Consider the following 20,155-nt stretch of genomic DNA (forward strand, 5'->3'; position numbering starts at 1 on the left):
ATTTATCAGCTTCCCGCTTTGACCGGCCGGATGGTCTGGCCCGGATTGAGGAAGCCGCCGGCGCGCAGCACGATCCGTTCCCTGCCGGTCAGGCCCTGGGTGATAATGACCCCGTCGGCCGTCACTGCTCCGGTCTGCACCGCGCGGCGTTCGACCTTGTTGTCCTTGCCCGCAACATAGACGTAACTCCCCTCGTCATCCGACAGGACCGCGCTTTCCGGCAGCAGCGGGGCGACCACCGTGCCGCTCTTGATCGTGGCTGCCGCAAAACCGCCGGGCCGCAATCCTTCCGCGTAGGGCAGCGCAATCCGCGCTGTGCCCTGTCGGTTCTGCGGATCGATGGTCGGCGACAGCTGCCAGATCTGGCCGTTGTAGACCTTCTCGGTACCGACCGGCACGACGTCTGCCGAAACCCCGGTCGACAGCCGCGCAAGGTCGGATTCGCCGACGCGCGCCAGCATTTCCATCTCGCCGCCCTTGGCGATCAGGAACAGTGTCCCGGCTCCAGCGCCAACAACCTGACCCGGCTCCACATTGCGTTCGAGCACCAGCCCGGATGCGGGCGCGACGACATTGAGACGGGCGTTGCGCGCGCGGAGCTCGCCTGCCTGTGCCTGCGCCACCTTGACGCGCGCGGCCGCGGCATCGCGGGTAGCTGTCAGCCGGTCGACATCAGCTTGGCTGATGAAGCCGCGATCGACAAGTTGCAGGGCGCGCTCGAGATTGGACTGCGCCAACCGTGCGTCGGCCTGAGCAACCTGGACCTGCGCGCTGGCGCTCGCGGCTTGCTGGTTCTGTACGGAATGGTCAATGACGGCAAGAACTTGGCCAGCGTTGACCCATTGGCCGGCATCGACCGGCACGGAGACCACGCGGCCACCTTCGCCAGCGATACCCACGGGCATCGCACGGCGGGCCGCGAGGGTCCCGGTAGCGGAAATTTCGCCTTCGATGGAACCGCTGCCCGGTGACACAACCGTAATCGCGGGTGCCTGACCGGCGTCGGCACCGGCTTCCGGCGCGGGTTCGCCGCTGCCCATCAGGTAATAAACCGCCACCGCAACCACGACGATAGCCAACAAGACGACAGTGATCCACAGGCCGCGCCGGCTCGAACGTTCCGTCCGGCCATCGGCGCCCGCCATGTCGGCCGTGGTATATTCCGGACTATCCGCGGTTACCGAAGATTCGTAATTCATCGTGCGACTGCCTTGATCATCCGGCAGCCGACTATCATGCGCTGCCCAACAGGTGTATTATATTGATAGATCACCAGATGCAAGCAGGTGGTGTCCTCTGCCGTTCCCATAGACCGGCTGGGCGCACGGGGCAATAAACCGCTCGACCGGCGACGTATCTGTCCGACCAGCGATCCGGCACGCAAACATGAAAAAAGCGGCACGGCCAGGAAGGCCGCACCGCTTTTTCAATTCAGTTGAGACGTTTTATTTAGCGAACGCGGCCACGCTGGACCAGGTTCACGATACCGAGGAGAACCACGGCACCGACGATTGCGATAATCAGTCCGGTAAGCGAGAATTCCTGCACACTACCGCCAACGCCAAGAAGAGGCTGGGCAATGAGATTGCCGAGGACGGAACCAATGCAACCAACCACGATGTTCCAGAAAATACCCATGGAGGCATCACGGTTCATCACCATGCTGGCGAGCCAGCCTGCGACACCGCCGACAATCAATGCGATAATCCAACCCATAATAAATCCTCCTGCTTTGCCTTCGAAATGAAGTTACCGTTACAACGCCGCGTAACTTCAATCGGTTCCCGGTCACTTCTCGCCGGGTAGGCAGGACTTACGTCGCGGAAGGGCACGTGGCAATCACCCGCGACACCATACGATATGTCAGGCGTTATGGCTTGGCCATGCGACGGAGCGCCGCAAGAAGAGCTTAATACTTAAGCTGGCGCTCGTACAAGTCGCGGTAGTGCTGGATACGGGTCACCCGAAGTCCCTGCATGCCCGAACGGTCGACCGCCCGTTGCCACGATGCGAACTCTTCGAGCGTAAGATTGTAGCGCTCCAGCACTTCGTCGATGGTCAGCAAACCGCCATTGACCGCAGCGACCACTTCCGCCTTGCGGCGCACGACCCAGCGCTTGGTGCTCGGCGGCGGCAGATCGTCGACCGTCAACGGCTCTCCGAGGGGACCGATGACCTGAGCTGCGCGGATTTTCTGGTTTTCTATCATTTCAACTCTCGGTCGCCGGATGTAATGTCATTCGGATCAGCCGAAGTTCTAGGCTGCGCGGTTTTGCTATCCGCTAAAGTTTTGCAGTTAACAGGCCGTGCACGGTAATTAACCGAGGTTACATTTCCTGCCGAATCGGCGGACCCGTCGGCCAGTGCGCTGCAGGAACGCGGCGGCGAGTCGGCGAGCGAGGAAAAATTGGCCGAGCGCAGCGCGGAGGTATGCGCGAGACTCTGGCGGAAATCCCGCATTGCCGCGAGTCGAGCGGTAAGCTCGGACCATGCGACCAGCCGCAGGGGTGCCCGCTCGGCATCGTCGGGCCGCGGCTGGCCAAAGGCAAATTGACTGTTGGACGTTTCGTTCATGACAACGCTCTTACCAGCGCGATGGTCAAGATAGGGTAAAGCCCGGGTTTACCTGTGATTAGGAAACCCTAACGAATTCGCGGCTTCCGTAGCGGGGCATCTGCCATCGGGAAGGCGAGGGGATACCCCTCTGGCCGCAGCGGGCACAGATGTGTAAGGGGCGGACCATGGAAACCGCCGCAACGCTTGATTCCGCGCTGGACACCGCCAGCCTGTTCGACCTGCCACGTCCAGCCACCGAGTGCCGGATCGTGGTCGCGATGTCGGGCGGAGTCGATTCGTCCGTGGTCGCCGCCCTTGCCGCGGCATCCGGGGCCGAGGTCATCGGGATCACTCTGCAATTGTACGATTACGGCGCCGCGACAGGCCGCAAGGGTGCCTGCTGCGCCGGTGACGACATCAGCGATGCGCGCGCCGTGGCAGACCGGCTGGGCATCGCACATTACGTGTTCGACCACGAAAGCGCGTTCCGTGAGGAAGTGGTCGAGACCTTCGCCGATGCCTATTTGCAGGGCCGCACGCCAGTGCCGTGCATCCGTTGCAACATGGGTCCGAAATTCACCGACCTGCTGCGAATGGCGCGCGAACTCGGTGCGGATTGCCTTGCCACCGGGCATTATGTCCGCCGCGAGATGGGCCCCGCCGGAGCAGAGCTGCACCGGGCGCTCGATCCGGCGCGCGACCAGTCCTATTTCCTTTATGCGACCACCGAAGCGCAGCTCGATTTCCTGCGTTTTCCCTTGGGCGGCCTGCCCAAGTCGCAGGTCCGCGAGCTGGCGGAGCAAGCGGGACTGCGTAACGCCGCAAAGCCGGACAGCCAGGACATCTGCTTCGTACCTGACGGTGATTACGCGAAGATCGTTACCTCGCTCCGCCCCGAAGGCGCGCGGACTGGCGCAATCGTCCACGCCGAAACCGGCGAAACGCTGGGCGAGCACAAGGGTGTCATTCATTTCACAGTTGGCCAGCGGCGGGGCCTCGATATCGGCGGCCAGCCGGAACCGCTTTATGTGATCGGTCTCGATGCAGAAACCGCGCAAGTGAGGGTCGGTCCGAAGCGGCTGCTGGCAGTGGGCGCGGCGACGGTGATCGAAACCAACCGGATCGGCCCAATGCCGTCAGGACCGCTGACCGCCAAAGTCCGGTCACTGTCGAAGCCGGTGCAGGTCACGGTGGAGGGCGCTCTCGGTCAAGGGGCAACTGTCACGCTGCGCTTCGCCAACCCCGAATTCGGCGTGGCGCCGGGGCAGGCTGCAGTGATTTATGCGGATGACCGGGTAATCGGTGGCGGCTGGATCGAAACCACGACCCCCGCGATCTCCCTCGACACTGTCGTATAACAAAAGGCCCCGCCGGGGGGCGGGGCCTTCGGATATCGTCAAACCGTCAAGCCGGCTCAGGCGCTAACAGGTTCGTCGTCATCTCCGTCGGCGATGATGACAATTGCGGCAATTACGGCCGCTGCGCCCAACAGGGCCAGGATGATGCCGTTGCCTTCAAGATTGCTTTCCGCTTCCACCGGAGCGCTGGCCCGCGCCATATCGGCCTGCGCGGCGTAAGCGGCGGCGGGGGAGATCGTAAGGGCGGCCGCTGCTGCGGCAAGGGTCATTTTCTTGATCAGCATATTCAAAGCTCCTTCGGTGCTGGGTGGATATTTCAAGCCGAATTAATAATCCGGTCCGTTCATATTGGCAACTTCCCGCGAGATAAAATGTTCCGCAAAAGGTCCAGGCCGAGTTGCGTCCCGGCCCCTAGTCTTCCCATCGCTCCATCACGCAGCCGTACCCCTTGCGATAGGTGGCTACGGCGGGCGGCAGCAGGGGATAGCGGGCCCTGATGCTCTTGGCTTCCTCGTCTTCGCTCAGTGACACCAGCTCCATTCCTGCCAACCGGTCTTTCTTGCAGTCTTCGAGGCTGCGCCCACCAATGTAGCGGCACGAACAGGCGACATGCGCGCTGTAGGTAGACCCGGCACCGGTGTAGCCGAGGATCGGCGCGCGGTAGAACCAGCCCAGCGCGGCCAGCAACACCGCAACCACCAGCAGCGCCCACGGCCAGCGCGATTTCTGCCGGCGAGCGGCGGAAGAACGCGAACGGGTTCTCGCCGCCGACGATTTCGGTTTAGTAATTGCCAAGCGGGTATCCTTGCGCAAATGGGGTTCGATGACGCGACGTTCCGTTTCCCATATCGCCAGCTTGGTGCTGCTGCCAAGCCTTGCCTTGAGCATGGCCGCCTGCAGCAACACCCCACCCCCGCCCGAGCCCCTGACGCAGGAAGCGCTGGCGGCGGTCAAGGACACTCCGGGCGCCCCGAAAGAGCAGCTTGCACGGCAGATCGATGAAGTTTTCACCGCTCCCGGCGTCGGCGAAACGCGCGCCATGGTGGTGATGCACGGCGGGACGATAGCGGCGGAACGCTATGCGGCGGGTTACGACGCCGAGACGAAGTTCGTCAGCTGGTCGATGGCCAAGACCGTCACCGCGGTGATGATCGGAATGCTGGTGGCGGACGGACGATTGAGGCTGGACGATAGCCCGCCCCTGCCGCGGTGGCAGCGGCCGGGCGATCCACGCGGCGAGATTACCCTGCGGCAATTGCTCCAGATGCGTTCCGGGCTGCGCCATACCGAGGCCGGCAATCCGCCGTACGAATCCTCCGAAGTGCGAATGCTGTTTCTCGACGGACGGGACGATATGGCGGATTGGGCGACAGCCCAGCCCTTGGAAGCCGAGCCGGGTGCCCAGTTCGAATATTCGTCCAACACTACGGTGATCCTGGCCGACATTGCGGCGCGGGTGCTGACCGACAGCAACGATCCCGAGACCCGCCGCAGGGCCGTCGACGATTACCTGCAGACCCGGCTGTTCGGACCGGTGGGCATGGATTCGATGGTCCCCGAATATGACGCCAGTGGGACGTTGATCGGCGGCAGCCTGATCCACGGGACCGCGCGCGACTGGGCCAAGTTCGGCGAGTTCCTGCGCAACAAGGGGTCGGTTCGCGGCGCGCAGCTGATCCCCCGCACATGGATCGATTTCATGCGCAAGCCCAGCCCGCGTTCCGAATTCTACGGTGCGCAAACATGGCTCAACCGCGATTCGGGCCTCGACCGGGACGACCAGCTGCAGGACCGCGGACCATCCACGATGTTCGCCGCGATCGGCCACATGGGCCAATATGTGCTGGTCTCGCCGGACCAGAAATTGACCGTAGTCCGGCTCGGCCATTCGGACACGGAACAGCGCAAGGCGATGCTGCAGGAATTGCTCGACGTGGTGGAGCTTTACCCCGCGAGGTAGAATTTGCCCTCGACCACCGTCACGCAGTTCCCGCCAAGCCACGCGCGATCGCCATCGGCGCCTTTCGCGATCTGGCAGGTCAGGTCACCGCCCCGCGCCGAAGCCTGATGCGCTGTGAAGCTCGTACGGCCGAGCCGTCCCGTCCAGAACCCGGTCAGCACCGCATGGGCCGATCCGGTCACACTGTCCTCATCCACCCCGCCGCCAGGCACAAACACCCGGCTGACAATATCGGTCCTATCGCCCGGCGCGGTACAAATAAACTGGTTCGCCCCCAATGCGCCCAGCCCCCGAATATCCGGTGCGAGCCCGCGCACCGCCTGTTCGTCCGGATAGAGAAACACGTCATAACCAGCCGGATTGCGCCATACCTCGAGCGGTTCCGCGCCAAGGAGCGCCGCCGCCTCGAGCCACGCGTCCGGTTCGACAGGGATCACCGGCAGGGCGACTTCGTATCCGGCCGGGCTGCGGCGAACCTCCAGTATGCCGGCCTTGCGGGTACGGAAGGTTACGCTGTCCCCGCCGTCCCGGGACAGGAGCACATGACCAGACGCGAGCGTGGCATGGCCGCACAGCGCGATTTCCACCGCAGGGGTGAACCAGCGCAATTCCCAAACCGCCGCGCCGGTTTCGTCCTTCACCACAAACGCGGTTTCGGCGAAGTTGTTCTCCTCCCCGATAGCCTGCAACACATCGTCGGGCAGCCACGCATCCAGCGGCATCACTGCGGCCTGGTTACCGGCGAAAGGCTGGTCGGCAAAGGCGTCGACATGCCAGTAGGGCAGCGTTCGGGTCATCATTCTTTCTCCAGCTTGGCGAACTCGTCGGTCTCGACCAGCGCGTTGCCCGGTTCGTCCACATGCCCCTCCGGGTCGATATGGATCAGCAGTTCCATATCGGGGAAATGGCGGCCGAGATCCTCCTCGACCCGTTCGATGATGTCATGCGCCTGCCGGACGGTCATTGCTTCGGGCAGATCGACGTGGAATTGCACGAAATCCCGGTGGCCGCTGGTGCGCGTGCGCAGGTCGTGGAGATTGGTGAGTTCCGGGTGCATTGCCGCCAGTTCGACGAACCGCTGGCGCTTTTCTTCCGGCCATTCGCGGTCCATCAAATGGTCGATCGCTTCCATCGCGGCGCGCCATGCGCCCCACAGCAACCACGCGGCGATGGCGAGCCCGAACAGCGGGTCGGCCAGTCCGAAACCGGCGTATTGATCCAGCACCAATGCGGCGATGACCGCGACATTCAGCAGCAGGTCCGACTGGTAATGGACATGGTCCGCCGAAATCGCGACCGAACCGGTCTTGCGGATGACATGGCGCTGCCAGGCGAGCAGCACGATGGTCAGGATGATCGCGATGACCGATACCGTGATCCCCGCCGGCGCGGCCTCTGTCCTACCGCCCTCCGCGATGCGCCGGATCGCCCCGAAAGCGATGCCGGAAGCGGAGAGGGCGATCAGCATTACCTGAAATATGGCCGATAGGGATTCTGCCTTGCCGTGGCCGAACCGGTGATCCGCATCGGCGGGCTGCGCGGCGATATACACCCCGAGCAGGGTCGCCGCGCTCGCCACCAGGTCGAGCGCGGTATCGGCGAGGCTGCCGAGCATAGCGGTCGAACCGGTCTGCCAGGTCGCCCATAGCTTCAGCGCCACCAGCAGGGCCGCGGTCGACATCGACGCAATCGCCGCACTGCGCGTCAACGCGGAACGGTTGGCGAGCGACGGGTCGGTCATGGGAACAGCAACGTGTCGGTCCAGCCGGAAGCATCCTCGCTGCGTTCGAACCGGCGGCGATCATGCAGCCGATTGGGGCGGTCGAGCCAGAATTCGAAGGCCCGGGGACACAGCGTGAAGCCGGTCCAGTGCGACGGGCGTTGGACTTCGCCATCCGCAAACCGCGACCGCGCCGCTTCGTAGCGTTCGAGGAACGTGGTCCGGCTATCGAGCGGACGGGACTGGTCGGAGGCCACCGCGCCGAGCTGCGAATCGCGCGAGCGGCTGTGAAAATACGTGTCCGCCACCTCGGGGGCGACTTCCTGCAACGGACCCTCGATCCGGATCTGGCGCCGCAGCGATTTCCAGTGAAACAGCAGCGCGGCCTCCGCATTGGCGCGAATCTCCTGCCCCTTGCGGCTGTGCGCGTTGGTGTAGAAAGTGAACCCGCCGCCCGCAAACCCGCCGGAGCCCATATCCGGCCCGTGACCTTTCAGCAGCACCATCCGTACCGAAGGCACGCCGTCCGCGGTGGCCGTCGCGAGCGCCATCGCGTTGGAATCGTTGGGCTCGCTCGCCCGTGCCTCGGCGAACCATTCGTCGAACAGCGCGAAGGGATCCGCGGAAGGAATCTGGCTCAGGGATTGGTCATCGGTCATGCCTGCGCCCTACCTCGACAGGGGCCATGCGGTAAAGCTCCCGCGCGCACGAGCGGCTTGCAAGGGCGCACTGATACACCTAGCTAACACGCCATGGCCGATCCTTACACAACCCTTGGAATTCCGCGTTCCGCGACCGACAAGGATATCAAGAGCGCTTATCGCAAATTGGCGAAAGAGCTTCACCCTGACCGGAACAAGGACAATCCCAACGCGACCGAGCGGTTTTCGGCGGCCACGCAGGCATACGATTTGCTGTCGGACAAGGATCAGCGCGCCCGGTTCGACCGCGGCGAGATCGACGCGGAAGGCAATCCGACCAGCCCCTTCGGCGGCGGCGGTTTCGGCGGGGGTTCGCGCTTCCGCGATGGCGGTTTCGGCACGCGGCCCGGCGGCCCGGGCGGTCAGGGCGGCTTTCGCCCCGAAGACATGGGCGGCTTCGCGCAGGAAGGTGTCGATCTCGGCGATATTTTCGAAGGCCTGTTCGGTGGGCGTACCGGAATGGGTGCCGGCGGCGGCCCCGCCGGGATGGGCACCCGCCGGCCTCCTCCGCCGCCGAGCAAGGGGGCCGATATCCAGTACCGGCTGCGCGTGCCGTTCGTCGACGCTGCGACCCGCGCCGACCAGCGGATCACGCTGTCGGATGGCAAGACCATCGACCTGAAACTCCCCGCCGGGGTCGAGGACGGAACCCAGATGCGCCTGAAGGGCAAGGGTCAGGCGGGGGCCGGCGGCGGCGGCGACGGATTGGTCACGATTTCGGTCGAACCGCACGCCTTTTTCCGGCGCGAGGGGGACAATGTCCGTCTCGAACTTCCGATCACGCTGGACGAAGCCGTTAACGGGGCGAAAGTGAAGGTTCCGACCGTGGACGGCGCCGTGATGCTGACCGTCAGCCCCGGCAGTTCTTCGGGCAAGGTCCTGCGCCTCAAGGGCAAGGGATTCTCGACTAAGGCCGGCAGCCGCGGTGACCAACTGGTGACGCTGGAGATCGACCTTCCCGGCGACAAGGCGGACGAACTGGCCGACCTCGCCAAACGGCTCGATGGTTGGCGTGACACCCGCAATCCCCGAAACAGCCTGGGGGTGTAATTCATGCCTCCCGAGACGGATGCGGTTCCGGACCAGGATGCCGGACAGGACACTGACGGGCACCACCGTTCCAAGGTAAGCCGGATCAAGCGCAAGATGACCCCGGGCGCGCGTTTCATGGATGTGACCAAGCGGACGGTGGCAGGAACCTGGGCAGACGGGACCATTCACGCCGGCAATCTGGCGTATCTCTCGATCCTGACGATCTTTCCTTTCTTCATTCTCGGTGCAGCGATCTTCTCCGCAATTGGCGAGGAAAGCGAACGCGCGGCCACCATCAACACAATCCTGCTGGCGCTGCCGCCGGTCGTCGGCGAGGTAATCGGACCGGTCGCGCGGGACGTGATCAGTGCGCGAACCGGATGGTTCCTGTGGGTCGGCGGCGCGGTCGGCCTGTGGACGGTTTCGGGCTTGGTCGAAACGATCCGGGATATTCTCAGGCGTGCCTATGGGACACATCCAAAGCTGGCGTTCTGGCGTTACCGCCTGCTTTCGTTCGGGGTCATTATCGGGGCAATCTGCCTGTTGGTGATATCACTGATCGCGCAGGTAATGATCGGTGCGGCGCAGCAGGTGATCAGTTCGTATTTCCCCTGGCTCAGCGACGTGCTGACGGATCTTTCGTTCAGCCGGATCATTCCCGCCATCGGTCTGTACGTCTCGATATACCTGCTGTTTTTTACGCTGTCCCCCGCAGCATTCCGGCATCGCCGGTTTCCCAAATGGCCCGGAACCCTGCTGGTCACCGTCTGGTGGGTCGCAGTTACTGCCGCATTGCCGCCGCTATTGGGCACATTTTTCGCTTATGACATGACCTATGGCAGCCTGGCAGGGATCATGGTGACCATGTTCTTCTTCTGGCTCGTTGGGCTGGGCATGGTATTGGGGGCGGAACTCAACGCTGCTCTGGCCGCAACCGGACGGAATTCCGCCGAAGCGAAATTGGCGGGTAGCAGGCAGCCGGAACAAGCCGAAACGGAGAATAAGATACAATGAACGGTCTAATGACAGGCAAGCGCGGGCTGATCATGGGTCTGGCGAACGACAAGTCGCTGGCCTGGGGTATCGCCAAGCAATTGCGCGAACAAGGCGCGGAGCTGGCGTTCACCTATCAGGGCGAAGCGCTGGCAAAGCGCGTGATCCCGCTCGCCGCACAGCTCGATTCCGATTTCACCTTCGAATGCGACGTGTCGGACATGGCGATGCTCGACGCGGCGTTCGAGACGTTGAAAAGCCGGTGGGAGACCATCGATTTCGTGGTTCACGCGATCGGTTTCTCCGACAAGAACGAACTGCGCGGCAAATATGTCGATACCAGCCTCGAAAACTTCCTGATGACGATGAACATATCCGCCTACAGCCTGGTCGCCGTCGCCCAGCGCGCGGCCAAGATGATGCCGCCGATGACCGAAGACGGCAAAGGCGGCGGCTCGATCCTGACGCTGACCTATTACGGCGCCGAAAAAGTGATCCCGCATTACAACGTGATGGGCGTGGCGAAGGCGGCGCTGGAAACCAGTGTCAAATATCTCGCCAACGACCTGGGACCAGCGAATATCCGGGTCAACGCGATTTCCGCCGGACCGATCAAGACGCTGGCTGCCAGCGGGATCGGCGACTTCCGTTACATTCTCAAATGGAACGAATTGAACGCCCCGCTGCGCCGCAACGTCACGATCGATGACGTCGGCGGTGCAGGCGTGTATTTCCTGTCGAACCTGTCCTCAGGCGTGACGGGAGAAGTTCATCACGTCGATGCAGGTTACCACGTGGTCGGCATGAAACAGGAAGACGCTCCCGATATCGCGCTGGATTGACGCCGGCTCCGCTCCAATTTCATTTTCGCCGCATCAGGACGAACAGACCCGTTGCCAATTGAGGTGGCATCAGGCGATGGGCCAGTTGCCACATGCGAAACATGAACGCGTTGCCGAAGTGATATGAAGGAACGCCTGAAGTGCGGTAATAGAAGACGTCAAAATCCTGTCCGAAATGCCGCTTGAACGCTGCGGGAGTGTTCACCCGGTAGTGCGTCGGGAAAACGTCTTCTTCCTTTCTGTGCGGTTGGATCGCCTTGAGTAGCTTGCTGTGCAACCGGTTGGGGACGAGGCGTGACACCAACGCGACATATCCCCATTTGTTTGGTGTTATCACGAAGACCCAGCCGCCGGGTTTGGTAACCCGCGCCAACTCTCTCGCTGTCCATTCAGGATCAGGCAAGTGCTCGAAGACATACCTCGAAACAACCGCGTCGAAGCGGCCATCTTCGTAGGGTAGCCGGCCGCCGGGTTCGAAGAGCTCAGCACGGTCCAGGCTGGGATTGGACTTGACCGCCGGATCCACGTCGCAACCATCAACGAACGCAACCCGGCCTTTGAAGATCTGCAGGTTTCGTCGGTACCTGACCGGATCCTCGTAACACCACTCGCCCCTGCCTGCGCCGAAATCGAGCAGCGTGTCCTCAGGATGGATGAGCGCTGCGACCTGGCTGTAGAATGCGATTTGCTGGTCCTGGTGAGAGAACCCCGTTGCACCGGCTTCGCTTATGAGGCGACGTTCCAGCGCCACCTTTGAATTTGTGTGGGGCTCGTCAACCGCTTCTGTTTTCATGGGCAAGGGACCATTTCAATTTTATCTCAAAGATTTTACGGGCGCTCGGTCAATGTTGATATTCCGATGCGCCGCAGTAGCGATAATCCGGTCCGCGTCGCCCAGAATTTTCAAGGTGAACGGCGTTTCGGGTGCGCTCGGCGTATTGATTCTTCGCAGCTTCCCTGTTCGCCCGCGTATCGTAATCCGCGACCATGAATTTCGGGTAACGCGCTCGACACTCCCATCGCGGCCGATGCTGGTAATAGCCGCGAGATAGGCGCCGAACGGATCTTCGATGCCATCGGCAATATTCACGTCAATGTCGATGCCGTCGATCGAGCTAGGTTCGCCGTCCGCGCTCTGGTGTTCGATGGTTACACAGGCTCCGCTCAATCGGTCGTTTTTCATTTGCGCATAATACGGAAGACTGCCGGTAAAACCGAGCCTCAGCGTAACATTTCTGGTTGCCCGGCCATAAGATTTGACCAGCACTGCGGATTGCGCGCCCGCCGCAACCTGCAGCCCATCATGGTGAATGTTGATCTCCAGATCGTGACCTTCAACACCATAGGCGATGTATGCGCGTCGACAATTTACGCTGTCGATTACGCCATGCACCTCGTCTCCCTGATTTTCGCATCCCAGTGCATAATAGCAATGACGGGCCCGGCAATTCACACCGAAGTTGATGCCGCGAACCCGGTTCTGAACCGGACCCTGTGCCCAGACCATTGCGAGCGCACGAACGGCAAGAATGTTCGCTAATCCAACAGAATGTGTGCCGCCGCCCCCAGGCTGAAGAACGATCATCTTCATACCCCAAGCCTCATCAACATATGCACTGTCGCTGGCAGTCAGATTGATGATGTCAAGGTTCGCGGCGTTGGAAAAGGACAACAGGTTCCAAACGTTGCCCTTGGCGCTACGAGCTCGGATGATCGCACCATTCCCGTCAAGAACGGCATTACGCAGGCCCGAAATCTCAAACAGACTCGGTCGATCGGTGACGATCCCGAGATCGTAAGTGCAGCCACGTTCCAACCGCAGGACACCGGTGCCGTTTCGTACCCATTGCTCTATCGCCTTCCTGAGAACGTCCCGGTCAGACGAACGCTGGGTCCGGAATTGTCCTGCGTCGACGAAGGGCTCAGCGGCCGCACCATGAAAAGCCGACAGACTGGCTCCCGCAACGACCCCTCCCATGATCAGCATATTTCGGCGGGTAATTGGAAAGGTCGATGCCATCACTGTAGTATTAGGAGTGCGCGATTAACCGGGAGCAACGCTCGACTCATCGAGCGCCGGAGCCAAGGATTACAGTCAGGATCGTGCGGAAAAGGATCGTTACATCGATCCACAGTCCGAAATGCTTTATGTAATAGAAATCGTAGTGCAACTTATCGAGCACCTCGTCCAATTCCGTGACATGGCCCTGATTTACCTGCGCCCATCCGGTAATGCCTGGTCGAACAACATGCCGGTAACTGTAATACGGCAGTTCAGCCGAATACCAGACCGACAGGGCCTCAGCTTCCGGGCGCGGACCGATCCAGCTCATTTCACCGCGGAGTACATTCCAAACCTGCGGGAGTTCGTCGATCCTTGTATTCCGCAAAAAGCGGCCGAGTTTTGTGATGCGGTGATCGTCAACTTTCGTTTTCGCCGATTCGCGGCCGGTCTTCCCGTCGTTTTCTACCAATCGCATGGTGCGAAATTTGAGCACGGAAAACGGCTTGCCGCGATAGCCGACGCGGATCTGTCGGAAAAAGCTGGGTCCCGGGCTGTCGAGCTTAATCGCGATGGCAACGATAACGAATAGCGGTAGCAAGATCGGCAACGCAGCGATCGCAAAAACGATATCGCCTGCCCGCTTCAACGAAGAGTAGCTTTCCGAAGGGGCGAGCGAACCCAAGCTGTTCTCCGACAAATGTTCAATCTGGACTCTGCCGGATATCATCTCCTGAACCTGCTTTATGTGGAACACCTTATAGCCTTGGAGGACGAAATCCGCGATTTCCCGCTCCCAGACATGGCTATGATCCAGCCTCAAATCAGCGATGATGGCCGCATCCCGGGGTATCTTGGTGCCTGGACTGTCGAGTACGACCCAGGTCGCGCCAGGCACTGCGGCCAGCTGCCGCGTCGATTGAGAAGGCACCAGGTAATAGGCATGATCGATGGCTTTGCGACCAAACCAGCCGAGAGCAAAAAGGAATATCGCCAAAGCGGCAAAACTGGCTCCCAAGGAGAACCGACCGTAGTCGAGCCTGAAAAACAAGATTGCGGCCATAGTCACGGTGAAAACGATGGCGATTGTCGGCAACAGGTTGCCCATCACGCCCACCCCCGGAAACACTTCGACGCGCCGGAACATCAGCAGCGCTAAGCCAAACGCAAACAAAGACAGCAGAACAGTCGTAAAGGCGTTCGGGTCCGAAACCATGAAGCCGACATCACCGCCGGTAAACAGGAGTGAAGGCAGGATCGCCAGCAGGAACCCGCACGCCAGCTGAACCCGCAACATGCTTGCAGGACGCCGCCCGCTACGCATCTGCTTGGGGGAAATACCGCTTAAAACCGTACTGCTTCCGCCGGACGTGGGCGATTCCATTATTATTCCTTTTGGTCTCACAAACTTGTTTCGACCGTTTAGTTCCCAAGCGCAACCAAGCAAGCGTTACCCCTGCAAAACGCGAAGCCGGTATGATGCAGAGCTAAACGCCCATGGCATCCAGTAACTTGGCATTGATGGTTCTCACGTTGAATCTGTTCTCGGCCAAGGCACGGCTTGCCTGAGCCATTGCCTCAAGTTTTCGGGGTGCAGAGACGGCGGCTATCATGGCGTCTGCCAACGCCGGTGCATCTCCGACCGGGACGAGCCAACCGTTGCCCCCTGCAATCACTGTTTCCCTGCACCCCACGGCATCGGTGGTGATGATTGGGCGCCCCATCGCCAAAGCCTCCTGTGTGCTTCTGGGCATACCTTCACGGTACGAGGGCAAAACGAAAATGGTACATCTCTCGATTTCGATCCGGATATCATCGACGTGCCCGAGAAAGGAGCACACTCCAAGCGCGCGGAGCTGTTCGATCTCGGCAAGCCCGATTCCTCCTGGGTTTGGGTCGGCATCTCCAGCGACGACAAATTCGCAGTCTGGTCGTGTCTGTTTGGTGATTATGGCAGCGTCGACAAATTCCCGAATACCCTTTTCGCGCAACAACCGGCCGACGAAGAGCAGCCGAGGGGCTCCTTCAGGCAACGGCGATTGAACGAAATGGTCGAGATTGACCCCCGTCCCATCGGTGAGGATGGCGCGGTCGGTACCGAGCACCCCGGCGTCGACGAAATGCGACAAGTCCTGTGCGTTTTGAAAAAAGACGGCGTGACATCGACTGAACGATAATTTGCATAAGCCCATCACCACCCGCCGCAAGAGCCGGCGCTTGGCGGTCAGGCCATCGGAAGGCTCGATAAAAACATAGCCCAATCCTGCTACGAGCGCATATCGTCGCGGCACGCCTGCTAGCCACGCTGCCAAAGTTCCGAAGACGACCGGCTTCAAAAAGTAGCTGAACACTATGTCGGGAGCCAAGGTCCGAAGTTTTCGGCGCAATTTGAATGTATTGATCACATCGGCGACCGGCCGCATGCCCATCCGATCAAGTTCGATATCAACCGGTTCAGCGCCTAGTTCGCGGACCTTGCGGCGCAATTCCTCATCAAAATCGGGGGCCAGCGCGAAAACCCGGGCACCCCGCCCGACCATGTCGCTAATAAGCTCTCCCCGGAAATTGATGATCGAGAACGCGCCATTGGCGACGATCGCAATAGTCCGCGCGGCTCGTATCATGCCCGGGCCCGCATTCCGTCCCATTGAAGAGCCGACGGGGCGGCTGTCGGCGCGCGGCCGTGCTCATCCATCCACGTCTGGAACATAAGGATGTCCCACAGCAGGTAATGTCTGCGGTACTGGCCCGACTGGTGCTCATCCCACATCTTGCGGACAACCTCAGGCTTGAAGAAGCCTTCTTCGCGCAACCGCTTTTCGTCGAGCAGCGCTTCGGCCCAATCCCTCAGTTCGTGGCGCAGCCAATGGTCAATCGGTACCGCGAAGCCCATTTTTGGGCGCTCGATCAGTTCTTTCGGGACATGGCGGTAAAGTATCTCCCGCAATATGCGTTTTCCTACGCCACCCGAGATCTTGGCTTTCATGGGCAAGCGCCAGGCGAACTCCATGACCCGCGGGTCGAGAAATGGCACCCGGCTTTCGAGGCTAGCCGCCATACTGGCCCGATCGACCTTTGTCAGGATATCATCCGGCAAATAGGTGAGAGTATCGAGATACATCATCGTTTCGCGGAAATCCGTGAACGGCAGATCCGCATCGAAAGCGTTCTTGGAAGGAATCGCCTGGTCGACCAGAATGTCTTGCGGCATGGTGTGATGCGACACCAAGTTGCGATAAAAGGACATCTCGCTGCGTTCCGAGAGGATCGCGGCAACCTTCGGCAATCGGTCAGCGAGCAACCGTTTGCGCAACGGCGGCGCAACGGCTGAAAGCCCGTTCATCAAATGCCCCGCGATCCGGCTATTCGCCAGTCGGGCCATTCCGTTTCGCAAAGGGTATGGCAGCGCAGAGCTTAATCCCCAGATCTGCATGCCTATGAAATAGCGATGATAGCCACCAAAGATTTCGTCACCCGCGTCACCCGAGAGACTTACAGTCACGTGTTGCCGCGTCAATTCGGACACCAGCAGCGTGGGAATTTGCGACGAATCCGAAAATGGCTCGTCCCACACCGACGCCAGGCGGGAAATCGCCTTCAGCCCGTCATCGGGAGAGATATACATTTCGTGATGATCGGTGCCGAGGTGCTGCGCGATCTTGCGGGCGTAGGGGGCCTCGTCATAACCTTTTTCGCTATAGCCGATGGTAAAAGTCTTTACCGGCCGACGGGACTGCGACTGCATGAGCGCTACGATCAGGCTGGAATCGATCCCGCCGGAAAGGAATGCACCAAGAGGAACATCGGCCTCCATCCGGATTCTGATGGCATCGGCCAGCAATTCCTCCAGATCCTCGCTCGCCCGACTGAGGTCGGTGATCGGGTTCGCTTTCGCGGAAGCGACCATGTCAGCCATCGACCAGTATGGCTGGCTGACCAGATCCTCGCCGGGCGCCCAATCCAGCCAATGCCCGGGTTCCAGCTTGGCAATGCCGTCCCAGATACTCATCGGTCCGGGTATGTAATTGTGGCGCAGGAACAGGTGAAGCGCATCATGCGACACCTTGCGTTCGAACGATGGATATACGCTGAGCGCCTTCAGTTCCGAACCGAAAAGCAGATCGTTGCCGGCCTTGCCGTAATAAAGCGGCTTTTCGCCGATGCGGTCTCGCGCAAGCACCAATCGTCGGAGCTTGCGGTCCCACAGGGCAAACGCAAACATACCGTTCAACCTGGGAAGAGTTGCGGCGATGCCCCAATGGTCGATAGCCGCAAGTAGCACTTCCGTATCGGAATGCCCCCTCCAAGCCGGGGCGGCGCCAACTGCCTCCAGTTCCGCGCGGAGCTCCTGGAAATTGTAGATCTCGCCATTATAGGCGATAACAAAGCGCCCCGATGCCGAGAGCATCGGCTGGTGCCCGGCTTGCGAAAGATCGATGATGGACAGACGTCGGTGCCCGAACGCGATGCCAGCTTCCGCATCACCCCAGTAGCCGTAATCGTCCGGCCCCCGATGACGTATGCGCGCAGCCATCGACGCGGTCAGCGCCTCGGCGTCGGCAGAAAGGCCGCTTGGCCTTAAAAATCCCACAAAACCGCACATCATTTATAACCAGTTCAAAATGTTGCTCTTGGCCGATTGAACAAACAACGAGGCATAGTGATCCTCGTACTGCCGAACTATAGCCTCTATCGAAAAATGCTTGGCGATACGTTGCCGAGCAAGTGCTCCCAGTTGCCGGCGGCCTCCGGGAGACATCGACAACGCCTGTTGCAGCGATAATTCAATGTCTTTTGGATCGGGCGACGGAACGACCCAGCCACTTTCTCCAAGCAGGGCTGCCGACTCGCCAACATCGGTAACCACGCATGGCACCCCATAACTCATCGCTTCGCCCACGACATTGGAAAACGCTTCACCGTATGAGGTGTTGCATGCGATATCCAATGCGCTTGTCAGGGCCAGTACGTCACTGCGTTCGCCAAGCCACAATACTTTTCCGTCCAGACGGTGGGAATATTTCTGCGCGAGCGCCCCTTCAGGTTCGGTACCCTTGCCAATCAGGACGATGCGCATCGCAGGGAAGTTTCCAGCCAGCATGGTGCATGCCTCCAGGAAGCCCTCGTGGTTCTTGATCGGATGTACACGCCCGACCATCCCGACCAGCACGTCTCGATCGCCCACGCCCAAGGCCGCGCGAGTGCTTGTCCGGCTTTCGGCGACCACATCATCGGCAACCAGAGCGAATCCGTTCGGAATTACCATCCTGCGGTCTCGGGGGTAGCCAATTGCTTCATGATGATCGGCCGCAACGCCAGAATTATATATGATCGATTGGGGCCGCCGCGCCAGCTTCGCACCGAGCGCGACAGCAAACCGGGTCAAACGGTTCTCGCGATGGAAACCGTCGAGAGAATGGCGCACGCTCCAAAGCAGCTTTACCCGTCGCGGCGTTACGACCGCGCTGACTAGGTTGGCATGAACCAGCCAGCTCTGGACTGCGTCCGGCGCACGCCGCCTGACTTCCCGCCAAACTCGCGGGATGGCCAGAATACCGTTCAGTCGTGTCGCAGCACCAATGGCAGTCACTCGATGCCCTTCTGCGGCGAGCTGCGCTCCAACTGGGCCGCGATCTGCCAGCACGATAACCTCGTGGACGAATCGATCTCCACGGGATACAATCTGGGCCAGCATCCGCTCCGCGCCTCCCGTTCCCAGACCGGTGATGATATGCAGGACCGTAGGCCGCGCAGGCTGCGTCATGACGGAACTACATCTGTTCTGGTCGGCGCATCATCAGGCTCGTCAACCTGCCTCGGCTCAGGCCGCTTGCCCGCGGTAAGTATCCAGGCTCCCAGCCAACAGACAAAGACTGCTATGAGCATTCGGTTGATCAGAGTCAGCGCATTCGCAAGGTCATTACGCTGGATGTAGAACGCGAGAAACGCTCCGAAAGCGAGGCAGAACAGCTGAATCGCTGGCTTGGAGCTGGCCAGTCCGCGCGACGCCAGAACCAGGAAAAAGTTCTTGGCGATCAGGAAAATCAACAACCCGACCCAGCCCATTGCTGCAAAGAACTGCGATTGCGGTGTACCCGTTATACCGTACGCGATGTTCGGGAACAGGAAATCCTGATGATTGAAAGCAGCATCTTCAGGCCTCAGTCCGAGCAGCGGAGCGAGAAATGGCACCGATGCCACAAGCGCATCGAACAATGATCCAGGGGCCACCTGGAAGTTGCGGGACAGAACTTCGTTGAGGACCGCCTGCGAGAGAAACGGTTCGAACTGGAGGATCATCGTTTCGAAAAAATTATCGCTCATCTGAAGCGAATCCAGGACCTGCCAGTTGCCGAGACGATAAGCCGTCAGAAATGGCTTGTATGCGACCAGCAAAGCTGCCGCTGCCAAGCCCGGCATCAGATAGCGGAACCTCAAAAATACGAAGATGCCTTCCCTGCGGGCGATATACGCGGCCACCGCGATTAGTGAAATGGCGAATTCGGCACGAAATCCTGCGTACAGCAAATAAGCCAGCCCCAATGCAGGCACCAGCGATCGCAGCCACTTCGCCTGAACCAGGAAGCAGATCATTGCGATCTGACATACGCTGGCAAACAGTAGAAATACCCGGTCGATATTTCCGAGCACTTCGTTTTTGTCACTACTGAGCAGTTCTTCGCCCGTGAAGAAGAGTAAGTAGCCAAATGATGCGGCAATCAAGGCAATGGCGGTCAGGTCGAATGGGAGAGTGGTCCGCAACGCGGGAATGGGGGCTGGCTTCGGGCGGTACAACAGGCCGGTAAGCAGTGTCGAACCGAGGCATAGCTGCCAAACAGTATACACCTGGTCGACCAGTGGTATCGACGGCAATACTCCCGGCGCGTAAGGGTTCGCGACATAACCGTAGAAGCCCGGCGAAAAATAGATCAATTGGCCGATAAAGGCGACCGACACGAAGTCGAACACTTTGCGAATGAACACAAAGTAT

General features: G+C 60.4%; 21 protein-coding genes. 6 read left to right on the forward strand and 15 right to left on the reverse strand.

Annotated elements, in window-relative coordinates:
• Positions 1 to 5: 5 nt before the first annotated feature.
• The 3 genes from GRI65_RS07890 to sciP all read right to left on the reverse strand — a co-directional run bounded on the left by GRI65_RS07890 (position 6) and on the right by sciP (position 2,209).
• Entirely contained in the window at positions 6 to 1,199 is a 1,194-nt protein-coding gene (locus GRI65_RS07890) for an efflux RND transporter periplasmic adaptor subunit (protein ID WP_160755981.1), read from the reverse strand.
• A 250-nt stretch (positions 1,200 to 1,449) separates the two neighbouring features.
• A complete protein-coding gene (locus tag GRI65_RS07895) occupies positions 1,450 to 1,716 on the reverse strand; it encodes a GlsB/YeaQ/YmgE family stress response membrane protein (RefSeq protein WP_160755982.1) in 267 nt (88 codons plus the stop codon).
• Between the two features lie 193 nt (positions 1,717 to 1,909).
• Entirely contained in the window at positions 1,910 to 2,209 is a 300-nt protein-coding gene (sciP, locus tag GRI65_RS07900; RefSeq protein WP_160755983.1) for a CtrA inhibitor SciP, read from the reverse strand.
• A 221-nt stretch (positions 2,210 to 2,430) separates the two neighbouring features.
• On the opposite strand from sciP, the gene GRI65_RS07905 reads away from it, so the two are divergent.
• Together GRI65_RS07905 and mnmA are read left to right on the forward strand one after the other, a co-directional pair.
• Positions 2,431 to 2,613 (forward strand): hypothetical protein, encoded by a 183-nt coding sequence (locus GRI65_RS07905; protein WP_160755984.1) that lies wholly within the window; start codon positions 2,431 to 2,433, stop codon positions 2,611 to 2,613.
• Positions 2,614 to 2,741: 128 nt separating this feature from the next.
• Entirely contained in the window at positions 2,742 to 3,914 is a 1,173-nt protein-coding gene (gene mnmA, locus GRI65_RS07910; protein WP_160755985.1) for a tRNA 2-thiouridine(34) synthase MnmA, read from the forward strand.
• 56 nt (positions 3,915 to 3,970) lie between these two features.
• On the opposite strand, the gene GRI65_RS07915 is transcribed toward mnmA, so the two are convergent.
• Both GRI65_RS07915 and GRI65_RS07920 read right to left on the reverse strand, forming a co-directional pair.
• Positions 3,971 to 4,198, reverse strand: coding sequence for a hypothetical protein (locus GRI65_RS07915; RefSeq protein ID WP_160755986.1), 228 nt, complete (start codon positions 4,196 to 4,198; stop codon positions 3,971 to 3,973).
• Positions 4,199 to 4,325: 127 nt separating this feature from the next.
• Positions 4,326 to 4,709 carry a hypothetical protein gene (locus GRI65_RS07920; RefSeq protein WP_232843999.1) on the reverse strand — a complete coding sequence of 128 codons (384 nt, stop codon included), beginning with the start codon at positions 4,707 to 4,709 and terminating at the stop codon, positions 4,326 to 4,328.
• Positions 4,710 to 4,737: 28 nt separating this feature from the next.
• Here GRI65_RS07920 and GRI65_RS07925 point away from each other — a divergent pair, with 28 nt between their 5' ends.
• Positions 4,738 to 5,874 (forward strand): serine hydrolase domain-containing protein, encoded by a 1,137-nt coding sequence (locus tag GRI65_RS07925; protein WP_160755987.1) that lies wholly within the window; start codon positions 4,738 to 4,740, stop codon positions 5,872 to 5,874.
• Here GRI65_RS07925 and GRI65_RS07930 read toward each other — a convergent pair.
• Genes GRI65_RS07930 through pdxH form a run of 3 tightly spaced genes read right to left on the reverse strand, consistent with a single transcriptional unit; the run spans position 5,859 to position 8,253 of the window.
• A complete protein-coding gene (locus tag GRI65_RS07930) occupies positions 5,859 to 6,671 on the reverse strand; it encodes a PhzF family phenazine biosynthesis protein (RefSeq protein ID WP_160756541.1) in 813 nt (270 codons plus the stop codon). The genes GRI65_RS07925 and GRI65_RS07930 overlap by 16 nt on opposite strands.
• The gene (locus GRI65_RS07935; protein ID WP_160755988.1) at positions 6,671 to 7,615 is read right to left on the reverse strand and encodes a cation diffusion facilitator family transporter; all 945 of its coding nucleotides are present in this window, start codon (positions 7,613 to 7,615) and stop codon (positions 6,671 to 6,673) included. Before GRI65_RS07935 ends, GRI65_RS07930 begins: the two co-directional genes overlap by 1 nt.
• Complete coding sequence (gene pdxH / locus GRI65_RS07940) at positions 7,612 to 8,253, reverse strand: pyridoxamine 5'-phosphate oxidase (protein WP_160755989.1); 642 nt, start codon at positions 8,251 to 8,253, stop codon at positions 7,612 to 7,614. Before pdxH ends, GRI65_RS07935 begins: the two co-directional genes overlap by 4 nt.
• A gap of 93 nt (positions 8,254 to 8,346) precedes the next feature.
• Between pdxH and GRI65_RS07945 the strand changes: the two genes are divergently transcribed.
• From GRI65_RS07945 to fabI, 3 genes are read left to right on the forward strand one after another with little or no spacing between them, the layout of a single operon-like run.
• Complete coding sequence (locus tag GRI65_RS07945; protein ID WP_160755990.1) at positions 8,347 to 9,345, forward strand: DnaJ C-terminal domain-containing protein; 999 nt, start codon at positions 8,347 to 8,349, stop codon at positions 9,343 to 9,345.
• Positions 9,346 to 9,348: 3 nt separating this feature from the next.
• Positions 9,349 to 10,341 carry a YihY/virulence factor BrkB family protein gene (locus GRI65_RS07950; RefSeq protein WP_160755991.1) on the forward strand — a complete coding sequence of 331 codons (993 nt, stop codon included), beginning with the start codon at positions 9,349 to 9,351 and terminating at the stop codon, positions 10,339 to 10,341.
• The gene (gene fabI / locus GRI65_RS07955) at positions 10,338 to 11,162 is read left to right on the forward strand and encodes an enoyl-ACP reductase FabI (RefSeq protein WP_160755992.1); all 825 of its coding nucleotides are present in this window, start codon (positions 10,338 to 10,340) and stop codon (positions 11,160 to 11,162) included. Before GRI65_RS07950 ends, fabI begins: the two co-directional genes overlap by 4 nt.
• 19 nt (positions 11,163 to 11,181) lie before the next feature.
• On the opposite strand, the gene GRI65_RS07960 is transcribed toward fabI, so the two are convergent.
• From GRI65_RS07960 to GRI65_RS07990, 7 genes are all read right to left on the reverse strand, one after another.
• Positions 11,182 to 11,955: a class I SAM-dependent methyltransferase gene (locus tag GRI65_RS07960; protein WP_160755993.1), complete on the reverse strand. Its 774-nt coding sequence runs from the start codon at positions 11,953 to 11,955 to the stop codon at positions 11,182 to 11,184.
• A gap of 21 nt (positions 11,956 to 11,976) precedes the next feature.
• On the reverse strand, positions 11,977 to 13,182 hold the full coding sequence (locus GRI65_RS07965) for a hypothetical protein (RefSeq protein WP_160755994.1): 1,206 nt from the start codon (positions 13,180 to 13,182) through the stop codon (positions 11,977 to 11,979).
• A gap of 46 nt (positions 13,183 to 13,228) precedes the next feature.
• Positions 13,229 to 14,548, reverse strand: a complete 1,320-nt coding sequence (locus GRI65_RS07970) for an exopolysaccharide biosynthesis polyprenyl glycosylphosphotransferase (protein WP_160755995.1) — start codon at positions 14,546 to 14,548, stop codon at positions 13,229 to 13,231.
• Positions 14,549 to 14,651: 103 nt separating this feature from the next.
• Entirely contained in the window at positions 14,652 to 15,788 is a 1,137-nt protein-coding gene (locus GRI65_RS07975) for a glycosyltransferase family 4 protein (protein WP_160755996.1), read from the reverse strand.
• Positions 15,785 to 17,770, reverse strand: a complete 1,986-nt coding sequence (asnB, locus tag GRI65_RS07980; RefSeq protein ID WP_232844000.1) for an asparagine synthase (glutamine-hydrolyzing) — start codon at positions 17,768 to 17,770, stop codon at positions 15,785 to 15,787. The genes GRI65_RS07975 and asnB overlap by 4 nt, the downstream gene beginning before the upstream one ends.
• Positions 17,771 to 18,928, reverse strand: a complete 1,158-nt coding sequence (locus GRI65_RS07985) for a glycosyltransferase (protein ID WP_269816300.1) — start codon at positions 18,926 to 18,928, stop codon at positions 17,771 to 17,773.
• Positions 18,925 to 20,148, reverse strand: coding sequence for a hypothetical protein (locus GRI65_RS07990; protein WP_160755998.1), 1,224 nt, complete (start codon positions 20,146 to 20,148; stop codon positions 18,925 to 18,927). The genes GRI65_RS07985 and GRI65_RS07990 overlap by 4 nt, the downstream gene beginning before the upstream one ends.
• Positions 20,149 to 20,155: the final 7 nt, after the last annotated feature.

Origin of the sequence: Allopontixanthobacter sediminis (assembly GCF_009828115.1) — a bacterium.
GTDB lineage: Bacteria > Pseudomonadota > Alphaproteobacteria > Sphingomonadales > Sphingomonadaceae > Allopontixanthobacter > Allopontixanthobacter sediminis.

Coding starts and splice junctions, on each gene's coding strand:
- GRI65_RS07890 (WP_160755981.1), bottom strand. CDS start 1,199: ATGAATTACGAATCTTCGGTAACCGCGGATAGTCCGGAATATACCACG.
- GRI65_RS07895 (WP_160755982.1), bottom strand. CDS start 1,716: ATGGGTTGGATTATCGCATTGATTGTCGGCGGTGTCGCAGGCTGGCTC.
- sciP (WP_160755983.1), bottom strand. CDS start 2,209: ATGATAGAAAACCAGAAAATCCGCGCAGCTCAGGTCATCGGTCCCCTC.
- GRI65_RS07905 (WP_160755984.1), top strand. CDS start 2,431: ATGCGCGAGACTCTGGCGGAAATCCCGCATTGCCGCGAGTCGAGCGGT.
- mnmA (WP_160755985.1), top strand. CDS start 2,742: ATGGAAACCGCCGCAACGCTTGATTCCGCGCTGGACACCGCCAGCCTG.
- GRI65_RS07915 (WP_160755986.1), bottom strand. CDS start 4,198: ATGCTGATCAAGAAAATGACCCTTGCCGCAGCAGCGGCCGCCCTTACG.
- GRI65_RS07925 (WP_160755987.1), top strand. CDS start 4,738: ATGACGCGACGTTCCGTTTCCCATATCGCCAGCTTGGTGCTGCTGCCA.
- GRI65_RS07930 (WP_160756541.1), bottom strand. CDS start 6,671: ATGACCCGAACGCTGCCCTACTGGCATGTCGACGCCTTTGCCGACCAG.
- GRI65_RS07935 (WP_160755988.1), bottom strand. CDS start 7,615: ATGACCGACCCGTCGCTCGCCAACCGTTCCGCGTTGACGCGCAGTGCG.
- pdxH (WP_160755989.1), bottom strand. CDS start 8,253: ATGACCGATGACCAATCCCTGAGCCAGATTCCTTCCGCGGATCCCTTC.
- GRI65_RS07945 (WP_160755990.1), top strand. CDS start 8,347: ATGGCCGATCCTTACACAACCCTTGGAATTCCGCGTTCCGCGACCGAC.
- GRI65_RS07950 (WP_160755991.1), top strand. CDS start 9,349: ATGCCTCCCGAGACGGATGCGGTTCCGGACCAGGATGCCGGACAGGAC.
- fabI (WP_160755992.1), top strand. CDS start 10,338: ATGAACGGTCTAATGACAGGCAAGCGCGGGCTGATCATGGGTCTGGCG.
- GRI65_RS07960 (WP_160755993.1), bottom strand. CDS start 11,955: ATGAAAACAGAAGCGGTTGACGAGCCCCACACAAATTCAAAGGTGGCG.
- GRI65_RS07965 (WP_160755994.1), bottom strand. CDS start 13,182: ATGGCATCGACCTTTCCAATTACCCGCCGAAATATGCTGATCATGGGA.
- GRI65_RS07970 (WP_160755995.1), bottom strand. CDS start 14,548: ATGGAATCGCCCACGTCCGGCGGAAGCAGTACGGTTTTAAGCGGTATT.
- GRI65_RS07975 (WP_160755996.1), bottom strand. CDS start 15,788: ATGATACGAGCCGCGCGGACTATTGCGATCGTCGCCAATGGCGCGTTC.
- asnB (WP_232844000.1), bottom strand. CDS start 17,770: ATGATGTGCGGTTTTGTGGGATTTTTAAGGCCAAGCGGCCTTTCTGCC.
- GRI65_RS07985 (WP_269816300.1), bottom strand. CDS start 18,928: ATGACGCAGCCTGCGCGGCCTACGGTCCTGCATATCATCACCGGTCTG.